This is a genomic window from Actinoplanes sp. URMC 104 (genome assembly GCF_051386375.1).
Classification (GTDB): domain Bacteria; phylum Actinomycetota; class Actinomycetes; order Mycobacteriales; family Micromonosporaceae; genus Actinoplanes.
In genome coordinates, this window is sequence record NZ_JBPQTO010000002.1 from 851,995 (window position 1) to 875,097 (window position 23,103).

Sequence of the window (23,103 nt, forward strand, 5' to 3'; positions counted from 1 at the left end):
GTCTCATCTCAACCCCGTTCTTCGGTATGCGCAGTGTCACGGCCGGACCGGCGGCCCGACCCCGTCGTTGGCTGCTCCTCGGAGGGCGCGGACCCGCGGGGCGCGACGGACCCGGGCGCGCACCCATCGGGCGCGACGGACCCGGGCGCGGACCCATCGGGCGCGACGGACCCGGGCGCGGCCGCAGACGCGGTTTCGGGCCGGGCGGGCCCGGCGGGCGCGGGCGCGGGCGCGGGCGCGGCGGACGCCGTCTCGGGCTGGGCTGACTTGTCCGGTGCGGCCGTCTGCGCGGCGGACGCGGGCGCGGGCTGAGCGGATCCGTCGTGCACAGCGGGCGCGGGCGCTGCGGACACGGCGGCCCCAGGCCCGGGCGACGCAGGCGCAGGCGGGGTGGGCGCGGCGGACTCCGGCGCGGGCGGGGTGGTGCGGCGGCGGGTCAGCGCGGACCAGGCGACGGTCAGCGCGAGCAGCAGGACGCCGAGGGCGATCGTCAGGGGCTTCAAGTAGAGCAGCAGCAGGCCGGCCAGGGCGGCGAGCACGCGGGGGCCGGCGCCGGCGCGGCCGACGCCCAGGACCCAGCCGCCGGTGGCGATCGCGAGGGCCGCCACACCGGCCACGGCGGCCGCGGTGGCCCAGGCGATGTCGGCGAACGAGCCGCGGGCGAGCAGGTAGGAGCCGGCGGGCGTGAGCACGAACGCGATCGGCGCCAGGAACGCCGGGAGGGCGTACTTGAGGGCCTGCCACATCGTCGGGATCGTGCGGCCGCCGGTTATCGCGCTCGCGCCGACCGCGGCGAGCGCGGTGGGCGGGGTGACCTCGGAGAGCACCGAGTAGTAGAAGACGAACATCGCGGCGGCAGGCGCGGGGACGCCCAGGGCGAGCAGCGCGGGGCCGATGATGACCCAGCCGATGATGAAGCTCGCCGTGACGGGCACCGCGAGGCCGAGGACGGCGAGCGCGACCGCGGCCAGCACGACGGTGAACGCCAGTACGGCGGTGGGGTTCGAGGTGAGCGCCTGCGCGCCGCGCACCAGCAGGGACGCGAGCTGCGCGCCGAGGCCGGTCTTGGTCGTGATCGCCGTGATGATGCCGGCCGCGGCGCAGACCGCGACGACGGGCAGCACCCCGCGTACGCCCGAACTCAGAGCACCGAAGAGCCGCTGCGGGGTCAGCCAAGCGCGCCGGTCGAGGAACGACAGGGCGAACGCGAGCAGGGTGGCGTAGACGACGGCCCGGGTGGCGCTCTCCCCCAGCGCGAGCAGGACGACGATCAGGATCAGCGACGAGAAGTGGTAGCCGAACCGGCCCAGCAGCCGCAACGTGCTGACCTGCGGCGGATCGAGGCCGCGGACGCGGAACCGGCGTACGTCGATCTCGACCGCCAGCAGGATGCCCAGGTAGTACAGCACCGTGGGGATCGTCGCCCAGCCGAGGACGGTGAGGTAGGAGACGTCGAGGTACTCCGCCACGATGAACGCCGCGGCGCCCAGTGTGGGCGGGGAGAGGATCGCGCCGACGCCCGCCGCGGCGAGCATGCCGCCCGCCTGCTCGGCCGGGTAGCCCGCGCGGCGCAGCATCGGCCAGGTGACCGCGCCGACGCTGACCGCGGTGGCCGTGCCCGAGCCCGACACGGTGCCCAGCAGGAAGCCTGCCGCCACCGCCGTACGGCCCGCGGCGCTGCGCGACTTGCGGAAGGCGGCCACGGAGAGGTCGACGAAGAAGCGGCTGGCGCCGGACAGGTCGAGCACCGCGCCATAGATCGTGAACAGCACGATGTACGTCGCGGCGACGTCCAGCGGCGTGCCGTAGAACCCGCTGCCCGAGTTGTAGAGCGCGTCGACGATCTGCGCGAAGTCGAGCCCCGCGTGCGCGATCTCCCAGTGCTGCGGGAGGAGCCCGCCGTAGTACCCGTACGCCAGGAACACCCCGCACACGATGGGCAGCGCCAGGCCGGTGGTGCGCCGGCACGCCTCCACGACCAGGATCAGCAGCACCGCGCCGAACGCGACGTCGGCCGGTTCGAGCAGCCCCTGGCGGTCGAGGAAGCCGTCGTAGCCGCCGCCGAACGGGTTGACCGGATAGAGGCAGACCACCAGCGCGGCCGCGGCCAGGATCCAGTCCGGCACCGTGGGCCGCTCGCTCTTCCTCTTGACGAGCCGGGACCGGTACGCCAGGAAGACCAGCGGCAGCGTGCCGGCCAGAAAGATGATCAGGTAGTACTGGCTGCCCCGCGCCAGCGGCCGGAACACCTGCCACAGCACCAGCAGCGCCACCGCGAACGCCACGGCCGCGACGCCCAGCCCGACGCGGCCCTTGAGCTCGCGGGCCGGCAGCTCCTCGTCGTCGTAGTGCACCGCGTCCATGGTGGACACACCGGTCGCCCGATCGTCCGGAGATCGACGTTCGGCCATGAAACGGACAGTACTAGCTCGGATCGCCCTTCGTAACCGCCGTTTTTGTCCGGCACACGACCGCAACCACATCGAAGATCAACACGTTGGGCCACCGCCTCCCCCGCCCACCCAAGGGACGCGCGGGACGGGCGAGACCCTACGCGCCGCGCGGGGCGCGCCGGGCGTTGTCCACAGACGCGCGCCGTCCACAGGCATGCGGCAACCGGGTGGCAACCGGCCGGGACCCGCGGCTACAACCGGGCGACGGCGTAATGAGGAGCCGGAACGTCGACGCCAGGGGGCCGTGATGACCGTACAGACGCAGGTGCAGGCGCGACCGCAGCGGCGCGCCCACGGGCTCGACCGCGACCTCGCGGTGCTGCGCCGCCGCCGCATGACGGGGCTGGGCAACGGGGTCACGGTCGCCGCGCTGGCGGGGCTGGGCGCCGACACCCTGACCTGCTCGGGCATCGTGCGCGACGACCTGCGGCGCAGCTTCGGCAGGGCGAGCGGGGTCGCCCGCGGCGTGCCGCTGACCGTGCGGCTGCGGCTGGTCAGCGCCAACTCCGGCCGCCCGCTCGCCGGCCACGCGCTCTACCTGTGGCACGCGGACCGCGACGGGGCGTACTCGCTGCACTCCCCCGGCCTGGAGGCGTGCACCTACCTGCGCGGCGTCCAGCACACCGACGGCAGCGGCTGGGTCACGTTCTCGACGATCTTCCCGGGTGCGCACGACGCCCGGTGGCCCCACCTGAACTACGAGATCCCCTCGGCGGAGGTCGCCGGCCGGATCGCGCTGCCGGGCGACGCGTGCGCCAAGGCCTATGACACCGGCGGCTACGAAGACAGCGCCGTCCACCTCGCGCTGGCCCGTCCGGTCACCGACGACGGCGGCGAGCTGACCATGGCGACGGTCACCGGGGATCTTGCCCGTGGCCTGGTGGCGACCAGGACCATTAGCATCTGAGCCCGGGAGGCCCAGATGACGGCACAAGAGGGTACGAAGGCGTTCCGCGCGGCGCGCGACTTCCTGCTGGCGCACAGCACGGACTACGACACCGCGGTGAACGAGTTCCGATGGCCCGACCTGTCCGAGTTCAACTGGGCGCTCGACTGGTTCGACGTGATCGCCGCGGGCAACGACGCGCCGGCCCTTTGGATCGTCGAGGAGGACGGCTCGGAGCAGCGGTTCTCGTTCGCCGAGATGGCGCAGCGGTCGGACCGGGTCGCGAACTGGCTGCGGGCCCGGGGCGTGCGCCGGGGTGACCGCATCGTGGTGATGCTGGGCAACCAGGTCGAGCTGTGGGACACGATCCTCGCCGTCATGAAGCTGGGCGCGGTGCTGATCCCGGCCACGCCGCTGCTCGGCCCCGCCGACGCGGCCGGCCGGGTGGCGCGCGGCGGCGCCCGCCACGTCATCGCCACGTCCGCGGCGGCGGGCAAGTTCGCCCAGGCCGGGGACGTCACCCGGATCGCGGTGGGCGACCCGGTCGACGGCTGGCTGTCCTTCGCCGACGCGTACGGCGCGGATGCCCCTTTCGTCCCGGACGGCCCGACGCGCGCGAGCGACACCCTGCTGCTGTACTTCACCTCGGGCACGACCGCGCGCCCCAAGCTCGTCGAGCACACCCACGCCTCGTACCCGGTGGGTCACCTGTCGACCATGTACTGGATCGGCCTGGAGCCCGGGGACGTGCACCTCAACATCTCGTCGCCGGGCTGGGCGAAGCACGCGTGGAGCAACGTCTTCGCGCCCTGGAACGCGCAGGCCTGCGTGTTCATCTACAACTACACGCGCTTCGACCCGGCCCGGCTGATGGGCGAGATGCAGCGCTGCGGGGTGACCAGCTTCTGCGCGCCGCCGACCGTGTGGCGCATGCTGATCCAGTCGGACCTGTCGGCGCTGGCCACGCCGCCGCGGGTCGTGGTGGGCGCGGGCGAGCCTCTCAACCCCGAGGTCATCGACCAGGTGAGCAAGGCGTGGGGGGTGACGATCCGCGACGGTTTCGGCCAGACCGAGACGACCGTGCAGATCGCCAACACGCCCGGCCAGCCGGTCAAGCCGGGCTCGATGGGCCGGCCGGTGCCGGGCTACCGCATCGCGCTGATCGACGCGAACGGCGCGGAGGCCGACGAGGGCGAGATCTGCGTGGCGCTCGACCCGCGGCCGCTGGGGCTGATGGTGGGCTACCACGGCGATGAGGAGCTGACCGCCGAGCGGGTGACCGACGGCTGGTACCACACCGGCGACGTGGCGAGCCGGGACGCGGACGGCTACATCACGTACGTGGGACGCACCGACGACGTGTTCAAGGCCTCCGACTACCGGATCTCCCCGTTCGAGCTGGAGAGCGTGCTGATCGAGCACGAGGCCGTGGTGGAGGCGGCGGTGGTGCCGTCACCCGATCCGGTGCGGCTGGCCGTCCCCAAGGCGTACGTCGTGCTGGCCGAGGGCTGGCCGGCCGACGCGTCGACGGCGGAGGCGATCTTCGCGTACGCCCGGGAGCACATGCCGCCGTACGCGCGGATCCGCCGCCTGGAGTTCGCCGACCTGCCCAAGACGATCTCCGGCAAGATCCGCCGCGTCGAGCTCAGGGCCGCCGAGCAGCACAAGCACGCCGACCCGGCCTCCGCGCCGCCCGGGGAGTTCGCCGGATAGATTGGCGCGATGCTCCGACGGCGCCTGCTCTTTCCGCTCGCCGTGGTGCTGTTGCTCGGGCAGATGGCGTTCGCCATGGTGACCACCGCCGTGCAGCAGTCGCCGACGATCGACGAACCGGTGTACGTGGCGACCGCCGAGGTCTATCGGCAGCAGCACAGCCTGGTCTACAACCCCGAGCATCCGCCGCTGGCCAAGCTCGCGATGGCGGCCGGGCTGGCGTTCGCCGACCCCCGGCTGGACGCGCCGCGCCGGGTCGACCAGACCTATCTGGGGCGGCAGCTGCTCTACGGGAGCGGCAACAACCCGGCCGAGCTGATGCTGGCCGCGCGGCTGCCGATCATCGCGCTGACGCTGCTGTTCGGGCTGGTGGTGCTGTTCTTCGCGCGCGACCTGGCGGGCCCGTGGGCGGGCCTGCTCGCCCTGGCGCTGTACGCGTTCTCGCCCGACGTCATCGCGCACGGCTCGCTGGCCACGCTCGACGTGCCCGCGGCCGGCCTGGTGCTGGTGACGTTCTGGATGCTGTGGCGCGCCCGGGACCGGCCCCGGGTGTACCTGCCGCTGGCCGGGGTGGCGCTGGGCGCGGCGCTCGCGACGCGGATGAGCACGCTCCCGGTCGTACCCCTCGCCCTGCTCCTGGCCCTCGTGCCGGCGCCGTTCGGGCGGGCTCTGTGGCGGCGCGTGCTCGGCGCCGCCGGGGTGGGGCTGATCGCGGTCGCCGTGGTGTGGCTGACCTACCTGGCCGTCGACCCGCGGCTGCGGTGGAGCACGCCGGTCGGGCTGCCGCACCCCGGCGGGCTCAAGGGGCTGGCCGTCGACCTGTTGCCGTTCCCTGCGGCCTACCGGGACGGCGTGCTGATCCAGTTCCAGTTCGAGTCCCGTACGTTCAACGGGTTCCTGCTCGGCGAGGCCTACCGCGGCGCGCGGTGGTACTACCTGCCGGTCGCGCTGCTGATCAAGACGCCGATCGGGATGCTGCTGCTCTGGCTCGCAGGCACGGTCACGCTGCTGCTCAAGCGCCGCTTCGCCGCGCTCTACCTGCTGGTGCCGGCGGGCGTGCTGCTGCTGGTGGCGATGACCGGCGCCCGCGACTACGGCACCCGGTACGTCATCTTCATGCCGATCATGCTGGCGGTGGTGGCCGGCACGGTCGTGCTCATCCGGTGGCGGTGGGCGTGGATCCCGGCCGCCGCGCTGGTGGCCTTCGTCGGGGTGAGCTCGCTGCTGACGTTCCCCTACTACCTGCCCTACTCGAACGAGGCCTTCGGCGGCACCGCCAACACGCACAACAACCTGCACGACTCGAACGTCGACTGGGGTCAGGACCTGCCCCGGCTCGCCGCCCGGCTGCGCTCGCAGTATCCCGGCGAGCCCGTCTGGCTGGTCTACAAGGGCGCGGGCGTGCCCTCGTACTACGGCATCCAGGGCCGCAACCCGCTTTCCGTGCCGATCGACGAGGTGCGCGGCCTGCTGGTGGTCTCCGACTCCAGCGCGGCGCTCGCCCGCAACCGGCTCAAGGAGCTGCTCGACACCAGCACGGCGATCGACCAGGTCGGCTACTCGATGACGATCTATCGCCGCTGAGCCGGCGGGTCAGGCGTTGCGGACCGCGGCGGCTTCCTCGAGGCCCAGGATGCCTACCGCCTGCTCGCGCATCTCGACCTTGCGCACCTTGCCGGTGACGGTCATCGGGAAGCCGTCGACGACGTGCACGTACCGCGGCACCTTGTAGTGGGTCAGCTTGCCGGCGCAGAACGCGCGCACGTCGTCGGCGGTGAGCGGCGTCGCGCCGGGCCGCATCACCACCCACGCCATGAGCTCCTCGCCGTACTTGGCGTCGGGCACGCCGACGACCTGCACGTCCGCGATGTCGGGGTGGGTGTAGAGGAACTCCTCGACCTCGCGCGGATAGACGTTCTCGCCGCCGCGGATGACCAGGTCCTTGATCCGGCCGACGATGTTGACGTAGCCGTCGGCGTCCATCGTGGCCAGGTCGCCGGTGTGCATCCAGCGGGCCGCGTCGATCGCCTCGGCCGTCGCGTCGGGCTGGTTCCAGTAGCCCAGCATCACCGAGTAGCCGCGGGTGCACAGCTCGCCCGGCTCCCCGCGCGGCACGGGCCGGCCGGTGGCGGGGTCGACGACCTTGGACTCGAGGTGCGGCATGACCCGCCCGACCGTGCCGGTGCGGCGGGCGAGGTTGTCGTCGGGGCGGGTCATCGTCGAGACCGGCGACGTCTCGGTCATCCCGTAGCAGATGGCGACCTCGGCCATGTTCATCTCGGCGACCACGCGCTTCATCACCTCGACGGGGCACGGCGAGCCCGCCATGATCCCGGTGCGCAACGAGCCGAGGTCGTACGAGGAGAAGTCCGCCAGGCCGAGCTCGGCGATGAACATGGTCGGCACGCCGTACAGCGAAGTGACCTTCTCCCGGCCCACCGCGGCGAGCGTGGCCGCCGGGTCGAAGCCGGGCGCGGGCAGCACGATGCAGGCGCCGTGCGAGGTGGCCGCGAGGTTGCCCATCACCATGCCGAAGCAGTGGTAGAGCGGCACCGGCAGGCACACGCGGTCGTGCTCGGTGTAGTTGATCAGCTCGCCGACGAAGTAGCCGTTGTTGAGGATGTTGTGGTGCGAGAGCGTCGCGCCCTTGGGGAAGCCGGTCGTGCCCGACGTGTACTGGATGTTGATCGGGTCGTCGAACGCCAGCTCGCTCATGTCGATCCGCTCGCCGGGCAGGAACAGGTCCGCGAAGCTGGCCTCGCCGATGAACACCACGTCGGTGAAGCCGATCTCGCCGACCATCGCGCGGTAGTCGCTCGTCTTGAACGACACGGCACTGACCAGCAGCTTCAGCCCCGACTGCTCGACCACGAAGCGCAGCTCGTGCGTCCGGTACGCCGGGTTGACGTTCACCAGGATCGCGCCGATCTTCGCGGTCGCGTACTGCGTGATCACCCACTCGGCGCAGTTGGGCGCCCAGATGCCGACCCGGTCGCCCTTCGCGATGCCCCGCGCGAGCAGCCCCCGCGCCAGCCGGTCGACGTCGGCGTCCAGTTCCGCGTACGTCCACCGGCGCCCGGCCGCCACGTCGACCAGCGCCTCGCGGTCGCCGAAGCGGGCCACCGTACGCTCGAGGTTCGCGCCGATTGTCTCGCCCAGCAGCGGCAGGTCCGTCACACCCGAGGCATAGGACAACATCTCCGCAGCATGACCCCTTAGGGTCGCGACGTGAAGATGCGGCGGGTAATCGTTTCGAACGACGGGGTGTCGGTGGTCTCCGCGGAGGCGCCGGCGCCGGGACCGAACGAGGTTCTGGTGCGTACGGCCGTGGCCGGCGTCTGCGGTTCGGACACGCACGCGCTGGCGGGCCTGCACCCGTTCATCGAGCTGCCGTACGCGCCGGGGCACGAGGTGTGCGGCACGGTCGAGCAGGTCGGGCCGGCGGTGACCACGGTCGTGGTGGGTCAGCGGGTCACGCTCGAGCCGTTCCTGCCCTGCTGGGAGTGCAAGCAGTGCGTCGCGGGCCGGCAGAACGTCTGCGAGCGGCTGCGGTTCTTCGGCTGCGCCCACGACCAGGGCGGCATGGCGGACCTGTTCACGGTCGATGAGCGGCGCCAGCACGTCGTTCCCGACGGGCTCGACTGGCGTACGGCGGCGTTCATCGAGCCGCTGAGTACCCCGGTGCACGCTGTCGGGCTGGCCGGTGGCGTACGGGACCGGGCCGTGGCCATCCTGGGCGCCGGCACCATCGGCATCCTGACGTTGCAGGTCGCGCGGGCGTACGGCGCCCGCCGCGTCGTGGTGACCGCCCGGTCCGCCGCCTCGCGGAAGCGCGCGCTCGCCTTCGGCGCCGACGCCGCCGTCGACGCGACCGCCCCCTCCTGCGTCGACGACGTGCGCGCCGCGCTGGGCGAGAGCGCCGACGTGGTGTTCGACTGCGTGGCCGAGCAGTCGACGACCGACCAGGCCCTCGGCATGGTGCTCAAGGGCGGCACCGTCGTCGTGGTCGGCGTGCCGCCCGCCGACGTGACGATCCCGCTGCCGCTCATCCAGGACGCCCAGCTGCGCATCCAGGGCAGCGCCACCTACCTGCCGCCGGACTTCACGGAGTCCATGCGCCTCCTGCAGTCCGGCGACGTGGACGTCTCCGCCATGGTCACCGCCGTCCACCCGCTGGACGCGGCCGCCGCCGCTTTCGCCGACGCCGCCTCCGGCCGCCACCTCAAGGTGCTGCTCACGCCTTGATCGCAGTCTTCGCATAGCGGTGGGCCATCCCTAGCCCCCACCCACCCGGGGGTCCGACCCTACGCGACCGCGAAGCCCGGCCCGGAGTTATCCACAGGCCCCCTTTTGGTTACCGGCTGGTAATGCGACAGTGGGGCGATGGCGGACTACGACGTGGTGATCGTGGGCAGCGGCTTCGGCGGCAGCGTCAGCGCGCTGCGCCTGGCGGAGAAGGGCTACCGGGTCGGCGTGCTCGAGGCGGGCCGCCGCTTCACCGCCGACACGCTGCCGAAGACGTCGTGGGACCTGCGCAACTTCCTCTGGGCGCCCCGGCTGGGCCTGCGCGGCATTCAGCGGATCACCCTGCTCAAGGACATCATGGTGCTGTCGGCCGCGGGTGTCGGCGGCGGCTCGCTGGTCTACGCGAACACGCTCTACCGGCCGCCGGCCACGTTCTTCGCCGACCCGCGCTGGGCCGGCATCACCGACTGGGCCGACGAGCTGGCGCCGTTCTACGACCAGGCCTCCCGCATGCTCGGCGTGACCGAGCAGCCGACGATGACGCCCTCCGACGTGGTGATCCGCCGGGTCGCGGACGAGATGGGGGCCGGTGCGACCTTCCGGCGTACGCCCGTGGGGGTCTTCTTCGGCAAGCCCGGTGAGACGGTGCCCGACCCGTACTTCGGCGGAGCCGGCCCGGACCGGACGGGCTGCATCGAGTGCGGGAACTGCATGATCGGCTGCCGGGTGGGCGCCAAGAACCGGCTCGACGTGAACTACCTGTACCTGGCCGAGCGGGCCGGCGCGGTGGTGCACCCGTCCACGGAGGTGCTGTCGATCCGGCCCGGCTGGACGGTGGAGACGACCCGCGGCACGTTCACGGCCCGCGACGTCATCCTGTCGGCCGGGGCCCTGGGCACCCAGCGGCTGCTGCACAAGATGCGCGACACGGGCACGCTTCCGGCGTTGTCGGCACGGCTGGGCGCGCTGACCCGGACGAACTCGGAGGCGCTGCTCGGCGCGCAGGCCGCCCGGGTGCCGCAGCAGCCGTTCTCGCGGGGCGTGGCGATCACGTCGTCGTTCCACCCCGACGAGACGACCCACATCGAGCCCGTACGGTACGGGCCGGGCAGCAACGCGATGGGGCTGCTGTCGACGCTGCTCGTGGACGGCGGCGGCCGCGTGCCCCGGCCGGTGCGCTTCCTCGGGCAGGCGCTGCGACACCCGTACGTGCTGGTCCGCTCCTTGTCAGTGCGGCGGTGGAGCGAACGTTCGATCATCGCGCTCGTCATGCAGACGGCCGACAACTCGCTCACCGTGCGCCGCACCCGCCGCGGCCGGCTGACCACCGGTCCGGGCCACGGCGCGCCGAACCCTACGTGGATCCCGATCGGGCACGAGGCCGTCCGGCGGATCGCGCAGCACATCGGCGGCTTTGCGGGCGGCACGGTCGGCGACATCTTCGACATCCCGATGACCGCGCACATCCTGGGCGGCGCCACCATCGGCGCGTCCGCCGAGACCGGGGTCGTCGACGCCTACCACCGAGTCTTCGGGTACGAGGGTCTGCACGTCATCGACGGCTCGGCCGTCCCCGCGAACCTCGGCGTCAACCCGTCGCTGACCATCACCGCGCTGGCCGAGCGCGCCGTCGCGCTGTGGCCGAACAGGGGCGAGCCGGACGAGCGTCCTCCGCTGGGCGCGGACTACCGCCGGTTGGCGCCGATCGCGCCGCACTCCCCCGCCGTGCCCGCACACGCCCCCGCGGCGCTGCGTCTGACCACTTAGGCTGCCCGCATGGCAGATCCGGACGAGCCGCACGAGTCGCTGGCCACGCACGCCCGCGAACTGCTGGACGCGAACCGCTACCTCACCCTCGGCACGGTCTCGCCGGGCGGGCAGCCGTGGGTGAGCCCGGTGTACTTCGCGTGGGCCGACGGCTGGCAGTTCCTGTGGGTGTCTTCTGTGGACGCCCAGCACTCCCGCAACCTGGCGGACCGTCCAGCCGTGAGCCTGACCGTGTTCGACTCGACCGTTCCCGCTTATCACGGCCGGGCTCTGTACGCGGTGGGCGAGGCCCGCGAGGTGCCGCCCGACGCGCTCGACGACGCGCTGCCGCACTACCCCGGCCCACCCGCCCGCGGCGGCGGCCCGATCACCCGGGAGGACCTGACCGGCGACTCCCCGTGGCGCCTCTACCGGGCCACCGCCTCGGAAGTGTGGGTGTTGTGCCCGCGCGAACCCCGCCAGGCGTGCGCCCTGCACGCCATCGACCAGGATCACCGGGCCCGCGTCCGCTGAGCATCAGCGCCCAGCACGCCGGCCCTGCTGCCGCGCGCGGTGCTCCTCGTCGTACGTCGGATCGCCGGGGCCGTTGTCGGGCTCGGTCATCGCCTCGGGACCCATCGAGCCGGGGTCCGCGATGCTCGAAAGATCGTCGTTCGGATCAGTCGTGCCGCCGCAGTACCCGCGACGGCCGCGGTGGCGCCCTTTATCGATGGCGGCGCCGCCGTCCGGTTGCGATGCTGAGCCCGTGATCGACGACCCCCTGCTGATCCGGGCCCGGCGGCTGTGGGTCGAGCTGGCCGCGGCCCCGGTCGCGTTCGGCACCGGCGCCGACGTGGCGGTGTCCCCGCGATCGCTGCTCTGCCCGCCCGGCTGGGCCGGCATCGTGACGCTGGCCGGCTCGGCGATCGTCACCGTTCCCGACGAGACCCGCGCCGTGACCGTACGGGCGGCGTTCGCAGGCGTGCCCGCGACGAGCCTGACCGATCCGGCCGTCGTCCGCGCGCGGCTCGCGGTCACCGAGGTGCTGGGCCCGGCGACGTTGGCTTTCTGCGACGCGGACCGCTTCCGCCCGCTTGCGACCGACGGCGTCGAGGCGGTTTCCGTCCCGGCCCTCCGAACGCTGCTCGATCAGGTGGACAGCGACGACGCCGACGAGGCAGGTCTCGGCGGCATCTCCTCCCCGGCCTTCGTGCTCCGCGACGGCGACGCGATCGTGGCCGCCGCCGGCTACCACCTGTGGCCCGCCGGCACGGCCCACCTCAGCGTGCTGACCGCCCCGGGCCACCGCGACCGCGGTCTCGCCCGCATCGTGGCCTCCGCCGCCGTGGCCGCAGCGCTTTCCGCCGGCCTGATGCCCCAGTGGCGGGCCCGCCCACCGGCGTCCCGCCGCGTCGCCCGGGCGCTGGGCTTCGAGGTCCTGGGCGCGCAACTGAGCCTGCGCCTCGATCAACCGTGACCGCCCGATGAGGCCGGCCGAATCGATCGGGCTCACGGATCGGCCAGACCGGCCCGCCACGCCCAGGCGGCTATGCCTACCCGGTTGTTGAACCCCAGTTTCGCCTGGATGTTCGCGACGTGGGTCTTGGCGGTTCCGGCGGAGATAAACAGCTCGGCGCCGATCTGCGCATTGGTCAGGCCCTGAGCGACCAGCCGTACGATGTCGGTTTCCCGGTGTGTCAGGGGGTTGGGCTCCGAAGGGCGGTCGGCCTCGGCCACTGCGCGCAGCAGCCGGACGGTGACCTGAGGGCTGATCAGCGCGTCACCGGCCATTGCCGCACGGACACCTTCGACCAGAAGCGCGGGCCCGGAACGTTTGAGCAGGAAACCGCAGGCGCCGTTGCGCAGTGCGGCATCCACGTACTCGTCGAGGTCGAAGGTGGTGACCACGACCACCCGCAGGCCCTCGTGGGTCAGCAGCCGGGTCAGTTCCAGTCCGTCGATGTCGGGCATCCGGATGTCGGTGAGCACGACGTCCGGCCGCAGCCTGCGGGCCAGGGCCAGGGCCGTGGTTCCGTCGGTGGCCTCGCCGACCACGGTGATGTCGGGCTGGGAGTCCAGGACGAGGCGGAAGCCGCTGCGCACGTCCGGGTGGTCGTCGGCGAGCAGGACGCGGGTGCCGGTCATGCCGCGGCTCCCGGGATGACCGCGATGACTTCCCAGCCACGCTCGCACGGCCCGGCTGTCAGGGTGCCGCCACACGCGGCGACGTGCTCCCGTAGACCGGAGAGGCCCCGCCCACCGCGCCTGGCAGCCCGCGGCGAGGGTGACCCCGCGGTGTCGTTGCGAACCCGCACTTCGATACCGCCGGCGTCGCCGGTGACGGACACGTCGACCCGGGTCGCTGCTGGTGCGTGCCGCCGGACATTGGTCAAGGCTTCGACCACGATCCGGTACGCCACTGCGGCGCTGTCGCGCGGCACCTCGCCGGCTCGGGGATCCTGGACGAGTCGCGCGTCGAGGTGGCCCGCGGTGCGGAAGCGATCGACCAGGCCCGGCAGATCATCCAGCGTGGGCAACGGCCGCACCGTGACGGCCTCTGGTTCATACAGCATGCCGACCATCCGGTCCATCGTTGCCAGCGCAGCCAGACCGGCGGCCTCGATGCGCTCCAGTGCCGGGCCCGCCGCTTCGGGCCGGCTGTCGGCGACGAAGCGTGCGGCCTGGGCCTGCGCCACGATCCCGCTGATGTCATGGGCGACGAAGTCGTGCAGGTCACGGGCCACCTGTGAGCGCTGAGCATGCCGGGCGTGCTCGACGGCCACGGCCCGCCGGTGCAGCATCAGCCGCGGGTAGCCGCCGACGACGATCGCGATGACGGCAGGCGTCGCCCAGACCGCCGCCGCGGCGACCCGTTGCCCTGTCGCCATGCCCTCGGAGATCGACCAGAGTGCGAGCGCCATCGCGGTCCCAGCGAGCCCGGCAGAAGGGGCGATGTGCCGGCGCGGCCCCCACCGCACGGCGACGGCCAACAGCACCGCGAGAACGGCCACCGCCAGGACGGCAAGGTACGGCGGGCCGCCGAGGTCTCCCACAAACGTCGCCGCCAGAGTGGCCCCGCTCGCCGTCATGCTGATCCAGCCGAGGTGCCGACGCGTCATCACGTGATCGTAGGCGAGCATCGCCGTACGCCGATCGGCATAGAACGCCACGGCCGGCGTGTCCCCCTCGCCACATCGGCAGATGGTCGAGCCCACTCAGCACGGCCGAGGCTGGTGAGGCAGCGGCGAACGTTCGTCGCGCTCACCGAGGAGTGACATGTCTACACAGGAGAAAGCAGCCGCGGTCGCGCCGAACCGTCGCCGGCTCAGCTGGTGGCGGCGTTGGCCGATCTGGTCCGGGTACGCGGCGGCCGGCTGGTCGCTGATGTACGCCATGCTCGCGCTGTACTGGACGGCCGGCGGCGACGGCTTTCCGTTCGCGCCGATCGACGACAACCACAAGTCGGCATCCATTTTGGAAGGCGTTCCGGTCGAGGTCGTCGCGCCGCTCATGGCGCTGCTCGGACTGCTCGGCGCTGTCGTCGCGCTGGCGATGGTCCGAGGCGCCGGCTCCGGCCGCTGGTCAGCGGCGATGATCGCGTTCGGCTGGATCGTGGCGGCCGCCCTGACTCTGGTCATCCCCGACTACACCTTGATTGCTCTGTTGGCATTCGGCCCGCTGCTGCTGGTGTTCGCCTTCACCGGCGTGCCCGGCCCGCAGGACGGCATCGGTGACATCCTGTACTGGCACCGGATCAACCTGATCATCCTGTTCGCCGGTGGCCTGCTGTGGGCCGCGGCCACGCTGGCCTACCAGCGGCGCAGGCGGGCGGCCTGTCAGCACTGCGGCCGTCGTCACGGACCGGCCGGCAACGGCCCGTCCCGGCAGGCGCTACTGCGGTGGGGGCGCTGGGCGGTCGTGGTCGCCTGCCTGGCGCCACTGCCGTACGAGATCACTCGAGTGGCCTGGTACTTCGGCTATCCACTCGGCGTCACCCGGGACTTCCTTTCCATGATGCAGAACACTGACGGCATGCTCGCGATCGGGCTGGGATGCGCCATCGCCTCGGCGCTGGGTGGCGTGCTGACCCACGGTCTGGTCAGCCGGTGGGGCGAGGTCTATCCGCGGTGGATCTGGTTCAAGGCCGGGAAACCGGTGCCGCCGGCACTCGCGATCGTTCCGGCTTCCCTTGTCGCCGTGGTTCTCATCCCGGCCGGATTGATGATGCTCTGGCAGCCCGCGATCGGCGACGGGTGGGGCGTGCGGCTTCCCAGCGTGCCCTGGGTGCTCTGGGGCGTCGCACTCGGCGTGGCCACCATCGCCTACCACCTGCGCCGACGTGGCGCATGCCGGCATTGCGGCCGGGGCGCGAAGGCTGAGGGACAGCGCCGGCCGTGAATTCCCCGTGCGTGAGCAGGTCGTCGGGCGCATTCGCCGATGCTGCGCTGGTGCCCGCGATCCCGGCCGAAGTGCCCGCAGAAGGAATGGACGAACCGCCCCGGCGTCGGAGAATCGGCGACGAGGCGGCTCGGGTCGGTGGGGAAAGCGTCACGCCGTGGCGCAGCGGTTCCCGTTGAGGGTGAAGGCGGACGGCGCCGCGGTGGAGCCGGTGTGGGTGGCCTGGAAGCCGAACGACGTGCTGCCGTTCGCGGGAATGGTGCCGTTCCAGGCGATGTTGCGGGCGGTCACCGCGCCGCTGGAACCGGTCAGTGCGGCGTTCCAGGAACTGGTGATGGTCTGGCCCGCGGGCAGCGTGAAGGCGAGCTGCCAGCCGTTCACCGCGCTGGATCCGGTGTTGGCCACGGTGACGTTGGCCGTGTAGCCGTTGTTCCAGGTGTTGGTCGCGTACGTGACCCGGCACGACGTGGTGCCGCCGGTCGGCGGGGGCGACGTGGTGGTGGGCGGAGTCGTCGGCGTGGTGGGCGTGCCGCCGCCGCCGTTCACCTGGGCGCTGAAATTCGTGACCGCGAGGCCCGCGCCGCCGATCCACGGCTCGAATCCGGCCTGAATACTCGTCAGATACCAGCTGCTGGTGATGGCGCCGCGGTTCTGCACGTCGCGGATGAAGTCGAGGACGCTGAAGCTCCAGCTCTCGATGGGCGACGGGGCGACGTACGAGACGACGGCGTTGGAGCCGTTGCTGCCCTGCCACACCTGCCAGGTGCGCCCGCCGATGGTGGCGTTGCCGACCACCGAGCCGATCGGCTGGATCGAGCCCTGGCGGTTGAACCAGATCATGATCTCCTGCTGGTTGACGCCGTCACGCTTGGGCGTCGGGTCCAGCCAGATGTCGAACGCCGCGTCGTAGGTGGCGCCCGAGACGTACCGGTAGCTGACGCTGCTGGTCGCGCTCGAGATGTCGCTGACGCGGATCGGCAGGTTCGTGCCGGGTGAGCAGTTGGTGTAGTGGCACCCGAAGTACACGGCCGGGTACGAGACCGGGGCGCCGCTCGTGTTGCCGGTGCCCTGCTGGCTGGTGATCTCGAAGCCGGTGCCGGTGACGTTGATGCACTGCTGGGCCGAGGTGCCCCAGCGGTTGTTCATGACGACGTAGCGGCCGCCGATCGTGGTCGAGCCGTACTGGTCGCAGATCTCGGCGTCGGCGGCGGCCGGCCCGGCCACGGCGAAGGTGGTCACACCGGCGGCGGCCAGCAGGCCGGCGGCCAGGGCGGCACGGAGAAGACGTCTCATTTCTCCAGCTCCTTGGGGAGGGGGACCCGCGGGGACAGGCACGTTGGGAGCGCTCCCAGGCGACGTTACAGGACATTCACGAGCATGAAAAGAGCCCGGCCCGGCTTGCCGCGAACCGCCCTCCTCGCCGGGTGTAAGCGGAGCAGAATGGCGACATGCGCAAGGGGGGCAATTTGCCCTGGCAGTTATGGCACGACAGAATGAAAGCGGATCGACATTACGGGGCAGCCACGTGCGCATAGTCGTGGCTCAAATGACATCGTTACAGGAGCGGGGCACGCCATGGCCAAGCAGGTAATAACCCTTCTGACCGACGACCTCGACGGCGGCGAGGCCGATCGCACCGTCGAGTTCGGACTCGACGGTGTGAACTACACGATCGATCTGTCGGAGAAGAACGCCGGCAAGCTGCGCAAGGCGCTCGACCCGTTCCTGAATGCGGCGACCCGGGTCGGCCGCACCGCGGGCGGCGTTCCCGCCACCCGGCGCACCGCCGCCCCCGCGAGCACCGGCCGCGCGAGCCGCGACCAGAACCAGGCGATTCGCGAGTGGGCGAACAAGAACGGCTACGAGGTCTCCGAGCGCGGGCGCATCCCGAGCCACATCGTGGAGGCGTACCACAGCAAGCGATAGATTGATCCGGTGAGACGGCGTCGCCGATTCGGGCGGCGCCGTTCGTCGGATACAGGGGTCTCGCCATGCCAGTGGTCATCGTGACGGGCGCGTCGAGCGGAATCGGCCGCGCCACGGCGGAACGGCTCGCCCGCAACGGGACGACCGTGGTGCTCGCCGCCCGTCGTGCCTCGCACCTGACGGCGCTGGCCGACGAGCTCCCGGGGGCCGTGGCGGTGCCCACCGACGTACGGGACCCGGCGGCTCTGGAGAATCTGGTGGCCCAGGCCCTCGCGGTCACCGGGCGCATCGACGGCCTGGTCAACAACGCGGGCGTCGGCGGCGTCGCGTCCGTGCTCTCCGACGACGACGCGGCCGAGGGCATGATCCAGGTCAACCTGCTCGCCCCGATACGGCTGATGCGCGCGGTCGTGCCGCTCATGCGGGCGCAGGGCGCAGGCTCGATCGTGAACATCGGCTCGGTGGCCGGCGAGGTCGGCATCAGCGGCGTCTACTCGGCGACCAAGTTCGCCCTGCGGGGCATGACCGATTCTGTACGCCGTGAGCTCGCCGGCACCGGCATCGGCGTCACGCTGGTCGAGCCCGGATACATCGCCGGCCCCGCAAACCGCAACCGCAAGGGCCTGCCCGGCCCCGAAATCGTCGCCGCCGCCGTCGAATCGGCCCTGCGCCGCCCCCGCCGCCGCATCATCGTTCCCGGCCGCTATCGGGCGGCCGTCCTCGCGGCGAACGCTTTCCCCGCCGTCGCCGACCGTCTCTATGCCGGAAAGGCCGCCGGCAAGGGCGCCGTGAAAGGCTACCTTTGAGCTCTCTCCTAGAATGCTCTTCCGGGGAATCGCGCTGTCCCGCCCATTCGGCGAGCCCGCTTCTTGGTGCGGGCACTTCCCTGCCCCTCTGGCACCCCACTTCCTTCAAGTCGGTCGCGCCTGCCCGAAATGAGGCTCGGCCGCACTTGGCTTGAATCCGGATGCCCTCGGCCATTCGGCGGCCGGACGCCCTTGAGGAAGCGTCCCGGCACCCTGAGCGGACGAGGCGCGGACCGGACCGGGCGCAGGGCGGGCCGACAAGGCCGGGCCGGGGCTACAGGTGCGGGAGGATCTTGTCGAGGCGGGCGGGCAGGTCCCGGACGCGGACGCCGGTGGCGTGCCAGATGGCGTTGAGGATGGCGGCCGGTGAGCCGACGATGCCGATCTCGCCGATCCCCTTGCTGCCCATCGGGTTGAGCTGGTCGTCGTGTTCGTCGATCCACTCGGCCTCGACGGACTCGACGTCGGCGTGCGAGGGCACGTGGTACTCGGCCAGGTCGTGGTTGACCCAGGCGCCCATCGCGGGGTCGAGGACCGACTCCTCGTGCAGCGCCATGCCCATCCCCATGATCATGGCGCCGAGGAACTGGCTCCGCGCGGTCCGGGGGTTGAGGATGCGGCCGGCGGCGTACATCCCGAAGAGGCGCGACACCCGCACCTCGCCGGTGACGGCGTCGACCCGTACCTCCGCGAAGTGGGCGCCGAAGGCGTGTTTCCCCTCCTTCTTCTGCTCCCCGATCAGCTCGGTGGTGTCGAAGACGGCCTCCGAGGACGAGGACGACAGCAGCGCCCGGCAGGCGCCGGTGACGGCCCAGCCCCACGAGGCGGTGCCGGACGAGCCGCCGGCCACGGACGCCTGCGGCAGCGTGCTGTCGCCGATGCGCATCCGCACCTGGGACACCGGCACGCCGAGCGCGTCCGCCGCGATCTGGGTGAGGATCGTCCGCGCGCCCGTGCCCAGGTCGGTGGCGGCGATCGAGACCTCGTACCCGCCGTCCTGGCGAGCGGCACGGGCGGTCGACGGCTGCGCCATGGTCGGATAGGTCGCGCCGGCCACGCCGGTGCCGATCCACCAGTCGCCCTCGCGCCGCCGGCGGGGTCGCGGGTCGCGGTCGTGCCAGCCGAAGCGTTCGGCGCCGCGCCGCAGGCACTCCACGTAGTGCCGGCTGCTGAACGGCACCCCGGCCTCGGGGTCCACGGCGGGCTCGTTGCGCACGCGCAGCTCGATCGGGTCGAGGTCGAGCGCGACGGCCAGCTCGTCCATCGCGCACTCGAGGACAGCCATGCCGGGCGCCTCGCCGGGCGCGCGCATCCAGCGCGGCGTGGGCACGTCGAGGCGGACCAGCTGGTGGCCGGTGCGGCGGTGGGGTGCGGCGTACATGTGCCGGGTCGACACGGCGGTCTGCTCGGCGAACTCGAACAGCCGCGACGAGTGCGAGTAGGCCTGGTGGTCGATCGCGGTGAGCCGGCCGTCGGCGGTGGCGGCCAGCCGTACGCGCTGGATCGTCGGGGTGCGGTGCCCGACCATGCTGAACATCGCCTGCCGGGGCAGCGCCAGCCGTACGGGACGGCCGGTCACCCGCGCGGCCATCGCGGCGAGCACGGCGTTCGGCCGCGCCGACCCCTTGGAGCCGAAGCCGCCGCCGACGTGCTCGGTGATGACGTGGACGCGCTCGGCGGGCAGCTCGAACAGCGTGCCCACGGCGGCGGCGATGCCCGGCGGGTGCTGGTTGGAGTCGTAGAGCACCAGGTCGTCGCCGTACCACAGCGCGGTGGTGGCGTGCGGCTCCATCGGGTTGTTGTGCAGCGCCGGGGTGCTGTACGTGACGTCGACCTTGACCGGCGCCTCGGCAAACGCGGCGTCCACGTCGCCCGACGAGGCCTCGGCCGGGAACGCCGGGTTCACCTTCTCGGGCGTGTAGAGGTCCGGGTGGTCGGCGCGCAGCACGCTGTCGTGCGGCTCCTCGTCGATCTCCAGCAGAAGCGAGGACGCCGCCCGCCGCGCCGCCTCGAGGGTGCGCGCCACGACCAGCGCGAGCGCCTGGCCGCGGTAGCTGATCCGGCCGGACTGCAGCACGGCCAGCTCGGGGTCGTCGGCCGCGGCGAGCCGGGGCGCGTTGCCGTGCCACAGCACGGCGATCACGTCGTCGGCCTCCACCAGCGGGTCGATCGTCACGCCGGTCAGCGTGCCGCGCGCGACCGTCGACTGCGCCACCCACGCGTACGCCAGGTCGTCGCCCACCTGATATTCGGCGGCGTACTTCGCGGCGCCGGTGACCTTGTCGGGCCCCTCGATGCGGCCGATCGGCTGCCCGACGCTGCGCTGCGCGGTGGTGGTCATGACAGGCCTTCCAGGACGGCGGCGGTCAGGTTGCGGATCAGGGTGACCTTGAAGGCGTTGTCCCGCAGCGGTTCGGCGGCGGCGAGCTCGGCGTCCGCGGCGGCCAGGAACGCCTCCCGGCTGGCCGGGCGGCCGCGCAGGGCGTCCTCGGCGAGCCGGGCACGCCACGGCTTGTGCGCGACGGCGCCGAACGCGAGGCGGACGTCGGTCACCGTGCCGTCGTCGACCTGCGCGGCCGCGGCGACCGAGCCGACGGCGAAGGCGTACGAGGCCCGGTCGCGTACCTTGCGGTAGGCGCTGTTGGCCGCGAGGCCGAGCACCGGCAGGTCGACGGCAGTGATCAGCTCGCCGTGCTCGAGCACGGTGTCGCGCTCGGGTGCGTCGCCGGGCAGCCGGTGCAGCTCGGTCACGGGCACCGACCGCTCCCCCGCCGGCCCGCTGACCTGCACGACCGCGTCGAGGGCGGCCAGCGCGACCGCCATGTCCGACGGGTGCGTGGCGATGCACGCCTCGCTGCCGCCCAGGATGGCCAGGTTACGGTGGTCGCCCCCGCGGGCCGGGCAGCCGGAGCCGGGCCGGTGCTTGTTGCACGGCATGGTGGCGTCCATGAAGTAGCGGCAGCGGGTGCGCTGCAGCAGGTTGCCGGCGGTGGTGGCCATGTTGCGCAGCTGCCCGGACGCGCCGGCGAGCAGGGCCTGGCTGAGCACGGGATAGTCGCGGCGCACCCGCGGGTGCGCCGCGAGGTCGCTGTTGCGCACGCCCGCGCCGATCCGCAGGCCGCCGCCGGGCAGGTCGGTGACCTCGTCGAGCCGCAGCCTGGTCACGTCGACGAGCACGTCGGGGGTGGCCACGCCGAGCTTCATGAGGTCGACGAGGTTGGTGCCGCCGGCCAGGAACGTCGCGCCCGGCTCCAGGCCCGCGTGCGGGTCGGTGGCCGTACGGCAGGTGAAGGTCTTCACTGCCCCGCCGCCTCGCGGATCGCCGGAACCATGTTCGGGTACGCGCCGCACCGGCACAGGTTGCCGCTCATCCGCTCGCGGATCTCCGCGTCGGTCAGGTCGTCGTCGCCGATCGCGCTCGGCCAGCCCTTCGCCACCTCGTCGAGCATCCCCACCGCCGAGCAGATCTGCCCCGGCGTGCAGTAGCCGCACTGGAACCCGTCGTGCTCGAGGAACTTGTCCTGCACCGGGTGGTTCAGGCCCTCGATCGTGGTGACCTGCGCATCCTGCTGGGCGATCGCCAGCACCAGGCAGCTGTTGACCCGGCGGCCGTCGAGCAGCACGGTGCAGGCGCCGCACTGGCCGTGGTCGCAGCCCTTCTTGGCGCCCGTGAGGCCGAGGTGCTCGCGCAGCGCGTCCAGCAGCGTGGTGCGCGGGTCCAGGTCGAGGCTGTGCTCGACGCCGTTCACGACGAGGTTCATGAACGGCTGCTACCCCCGGCCGGGTGATTCAACCTCGCGGTGGCGGGTAGCGAAGGGGTCATGCGAGTCGTGATCGTGGGAGCCACCGGGAACGCCGGAACCGCCCTGCTGCGCCGATTGAGCACCGAGCCGGACGTCTCGCTCGTCGGTGTCGCGCGGCGGCTCCCCTCACCGACCGGGGTGTACGCCAAGGCGTCGTGGCACTCCGTCGACATCGGCTCGTCGCAGGCCGTCGACCAGCTGGCCGAGGTGTTCGCCGGCGCCGACGCGGTGGTGCACCTGGCCTGGCAGATCCAGCCCAGCCACGACCAGAAGCTGCTCTACCGTACGAACGTGCTGGGCAGCCGCGCGGTGAGCAAGGCCGTGCTGCGCGCGGGCGTCGGCACCCTGGTGTTCGCGTCGTCGGTCGGGGTCTACTCGCCGGGCCCCAAGGACGCGTTCGTCCGCGAGGACTGGCCGCGCGCCGGCGTGCTGCAGTCCTCGTACAGCCGGCACAAGGCCCTCGTGGAGCGGCTGCTCGACCGGATCGAGGCCGACCACCCGCAGCTGCGCGTCGTCCGGCTGCGCCCCGGCCTGATCTTCCAGCGCGCGGTGGGCACCGAGATCTCGCGCTACTTCGCGGGGCCGCTGCTGCCGGCGTGGCTGCTGAAGCCGCAGTGGCTGCCGGTGGTCCCGTCGCATCCCGCGCTGCGCGTGCAGGCCGTGCACGCCGACGACGTCGCCGACGCGTACGCCCGGGCCCTGCTCTCCGACGCCCACGGCGCCTACAACATCGCCGCCGGCCCCGTGCTCGACCCCGAGGTCGCCGCCCGCACGTTCCACGGCGTGCGCGTGCCCGTCCCCGGTTTCGCCCTGACCACCGCCGCGGCCGCGAGCTGGTGGCTGCGCCTGCAGCCGGTCGACGCCGGCTGGGTGCACCTGGGCCTGCGCGCCCCGCTGATGTCCTGCGACCGCGCCGCCACCGAGCTGGGCTGGCAGCCACGCCGGGACGCCGTCTCCGCCCTCAAGGAGCTGGTCGCCGGCATGGCCGACCGCGCCCACGACGACGACGGCCCACCCCTGTCCGGCGACCCGTTCCTCTCCGGCCGCCTCGGCGGCCTGCTGCGCGGCCGCCTGCCGGGCACCGGGAACCCGTACTGACCGCTTCCGCGTTCTCCGCCGGAACTCCG

At 72.4% G+C, this 23,103-nt stretch carries 19 protein-coding genes; 11 read left to right on the forward strand and 8 right to left on the reverse strand.

The genetic code is table 11. From position 1 onward, the window contains the following. Positions 1–8: 8 nt before the first annotated feature. Positions 9–2,411: a TRAP transporter permease gene (locus ACSNN8_RS04865; RefSeq protein WP_436647183.1), complete on the reverse strand. Its 2,403-nt coding sequence runs from the start codon at positions 2,409–2,411 to the stop codon at positions 9–11. Between the two features lie 289 nt (positions 2,412–2,700). Between ACSNN8_RS04865 and ACSNN8_RS04870 the strand changes: the two genes are divergently transcribed. Genes ACSNN8_RS04870 through ACSNN8_RS04880 form a run of 3 tightly spaced genes read left to right on the forward strand, consistent with a single transcriptional unit; the run spans position 2,701 to position 6,636 of the window. Then, positions 2,701–3,360 carry a hypothetical protein gene (locus ACSNN8_RS04870; RefSeq protein ID WP_436647184.1) on the forward strand — a complete coding sequence of 220 codons (660 nt, stop codon included), beginning with the start codon at positions 2,701–2,703 and terminating at the stop codon, positions 3,358–3,360. Between the two features lie 15 nt (positions 3,361–3,375). Then, positions 3,376–5,052, forward strand: a complete 1,677-nt coding sequence (locus ACSNN8_RS04875; RefSeq protein WP_436647185.1) for an AMP-binding protein — start codon at positions 3,376–3,378, stop codon at positions 5,050–5,052. 9 nt (positions 5,053–5,061) lie between these two features. Continuing rightward, positions 5,062–6,636 (forward strand): glycosyltransferase family 39 protein, encoded by a 1,575-nt coding sequence (locus tag ACSNN8_RS04880; RefSeq protein WP_436647186.1) that lies wholly within the window; start codon positions 5,062–5,064, stop codon positions 6,634–6,636. Between the two features lie 9 nt (positions 6,637–6,645). Here the strand turns inward: ACSNN8_RS04880 and ACSNN8_RS04885 are convergent, their stop codons facing one another. After that, the gene (locus tag ACSNN8_RS04885; RefSeq protein WP_436647187.1) at positions 6,646–8,250 is read right to left on the reverse strand and encodes an AMP-binding protein; all 1,605 of its coding nucleotides are present in this window, start codon (positions 8,248–8,250) and stop codon (positions 6,646–6,648) included. A gap of 36 nt (positions 8,251–8,286) precedes the next feature. Between ACSNN8_RS04885 and ACSNN8_RS04890 the strand changes: the two genes are divergently transcribed. The 4 genes from ACSNN8_RS04890 to ACSNN8_RS04905 all read left to right on the forward strand — a co-directional run bounded on the left by ACSNN8_RS04890 (position 8,287) and on the right by ACSNN8_RS04905 (position 12,520). Continuing rightward, positions 8,287–9,297 (forward strand): zinc-dependent alcohol dehydrogenase, encoded by a 1,011-nt coding sequence (locus ACSNN8_RS04890; protein WP_436649412.1) that lies wholly within the window; start codon positions 8,287–8,289, stop codon positions 9,295–9,297. A gap of 138 nt (positions 9,298–9,435) precedes the next feature. Then, a complete protein-coding gene (locus tag ACSNN8_RS04895; protein ID WP_436647188.1) occupies positions 9,436–11,064 on the forward strand; it encodes a GMC oxidoreductase in 1,629 nt (542 codons plus the stop codon). 9 nt (positions 11,065–11,073) lie between these two features. Then, positions 11,074–11,577 carry a pyridoxamine 5'-phosphate oxidase family protein gene (locus tag ACSNN8_RS04900; protein ID WP_436647189.1) on the forward strand — a complete coding sequence of 168 codons (504 nt, stop codon included), beginning with the start codon at positions 11,074–11,076 and terminating at the stop codon, positions 11,575–11,577. Positions 11,578–11,809: 232 nt separating this feature from the next. Next, positions 11,810–12,520, forward strand: a complete 711-nt coding sequence (locus ACSNN8_RS04905; RefSeq protein ID WP_436647190.1) for a GNAT family N-acetyltransferase — start codon at positions 11,810–11,812, stop codon at positions 12,518–12,520. Positions 12,521–12,552: 32 nt separating this feature from the next. Here ACSNN8_RS04905 and ACSNN8_RS04910 read toward each other — a convergent pair whose 3' ends face one another. Further along, entirely contained in the window at positions 12,553–13,188 is a 636-nt protein-coding gene (locus tag ACSNN8_RS04910) for a response regulator (protein ID WP_436647191.1), read from the reverse strand. Further along, the gene (locus ACSNN8_RS04915; protein ID WP_436647192.1) at positions 13,185–14,213 is read right to left on the reverse strand and encodes a sensor histidine kinase; all 1,029 of its coding nucleotides are present in this window, start codon (positions 14,211–14,213) and stop codon (positions 13,185–13,187) included. The genes ACSNN8_RS04910 and ACSNN8_RS04915 overlap by 4 nt, the downstream gene beginning before the upstream one ends. A gap of 214 nt (positions 14,214–14,427) precedes the next feature. On the opposite strand from ACSNN8_RS04915, the gene ACSNN8_RS04920 reads away from it, so the two are divergent. After that, on the forward strand, positions 14,428–15,441 hold the full coding sequence (locus tag ACSNN8_RS04920; RefSeq protein ID WP_436647193.1) for an NYN domain-containing protein: 1,014 nt from the start codon (positions 14,428–14,430) through the stop codon (positions 15,439–15,441). A gap of 150 nt (positions 15,442–15,591) precedes the next feature. Here ACSNN8_RS04920 and ACSNN8_RS04925 read toward each other — a convergent pair whose 3' ends face one another. After that, positions 15,592–16,734, reverse strand: a complete 1,143-nt coding sequence (locus ACSNN8_RS04925; RefSeq protein WP_436647194.1) for a GH12 family glycosyl hydrolase domain-containing protein — start codon at positions 16,732–16,734, stop codon at positions 15,592–15,594. Positions 16,735–17,016: 282 nt separating this feature from the next. Between ACSNN8_RS04925 and ACSNN8_RS04930 the strand changes: the two genes are divergently transcribed. Together ACSNN8_RS04930 and ACSNN8_RS04935 are read left to right on the forward strand one after the other, a co-directional pair. Beyond that, on the forward strand, positions 17,017–17,367 hold the full coding sequence (locus ACSNN8_RS04930) for a histone-like nucleoid-structuring protein Lsr2 (RefSeq protein WP_436647195.1): 351 nt from the start codon (positions 17,017–17,019) through the stop codon (positions 17,365–17,367). A 65-nt stretch (positions 17,368–17,432) separates the two neighbouring features. After that, positions 17,433–18,173 (forward strand): SDR family NAD(P)-dependent oxidoreductase, encoded by a 741-nt coding sequence (locus ACSNN8_RS04935; RefSeq protein ID WP_436647196.1) that lies wholly within the window; start codon positions 17,433–17,435, stop codon positions 18,171–18,173. A 274-nt stretch (positions 18,174–18,447) separates the two neighbouring features. Here ACSNN8_RS04935 and ACSNN8_RS04940 read toward each other — a convergent pair whose 3' ends face one another. From ACSNN8_RS04940 to ACSNN8_RS04950, 3 genes are read right to left on the reverse strand one after another with little or no spacing between them, the layout of a single operon-like run. Next, complete coding sequence (locus ACSNN8_RS04940) at positions 18,448–20,514, reverse strand: xanthine dehydrogenase family protein molybdopterin-binding subunit (RefSeq protein WP_436647197.1); 2,067 nt, start codon at positions 20,512–20,514, stop codon at positions 18,448–18,450. Beyond that, entirely contained in the window at positions 20,511–21,473 is a 963-nt protein-coding gene (locus ACSNN8_RS04945) for an FAD binding domain-containing protein (RefSeq protein ID WP_436647198.1), read from the reverse strand. The genes ACSNN8_RS04940 and ACSNN8_RS04945 overlap by 4 nt, the downstream gene beginning before the upstream one ends. Next, positions 21,470–21,934, reverse strand: a complete 465-nt coding sequence (locus tag ACSNN8_RS04950; protein ID WP_436647199.1) for a 2Fe-2S iron-sulfur cluster-binding protein — start codon at positions 21,932–21,934, stop codon at positions 21,470–21,472. The genes ACSNN8_RS04945 and ACSNN8_RS04950 overlap by 4 nt, the downstream gene beginning before the upstream one ends. A 60-nt stretch (positions 21,935–21,994) precedes the next feature. Here ACSNN8_RS04950 and ACSNN8_RS04955 point away from each other — a divergent pair, with 60 nt between their 5' ends. Continuing rightward, the gene (locus tag ACSNN8_RS04955; protein WP_436647200.1) at positions 21,995–23,074 is read left to right on the forward strand and encodes an NAD-dependent epimerase/dehydratase family protein; all 1,080 of its coding nucleotides are present in this window, start codon (positions 21,995–21,997) and stop codon (positions 23,072–23,074) included. The last annotated feature ends 29 nt before the right edge of the window (positions 23,075–23,103 follow it).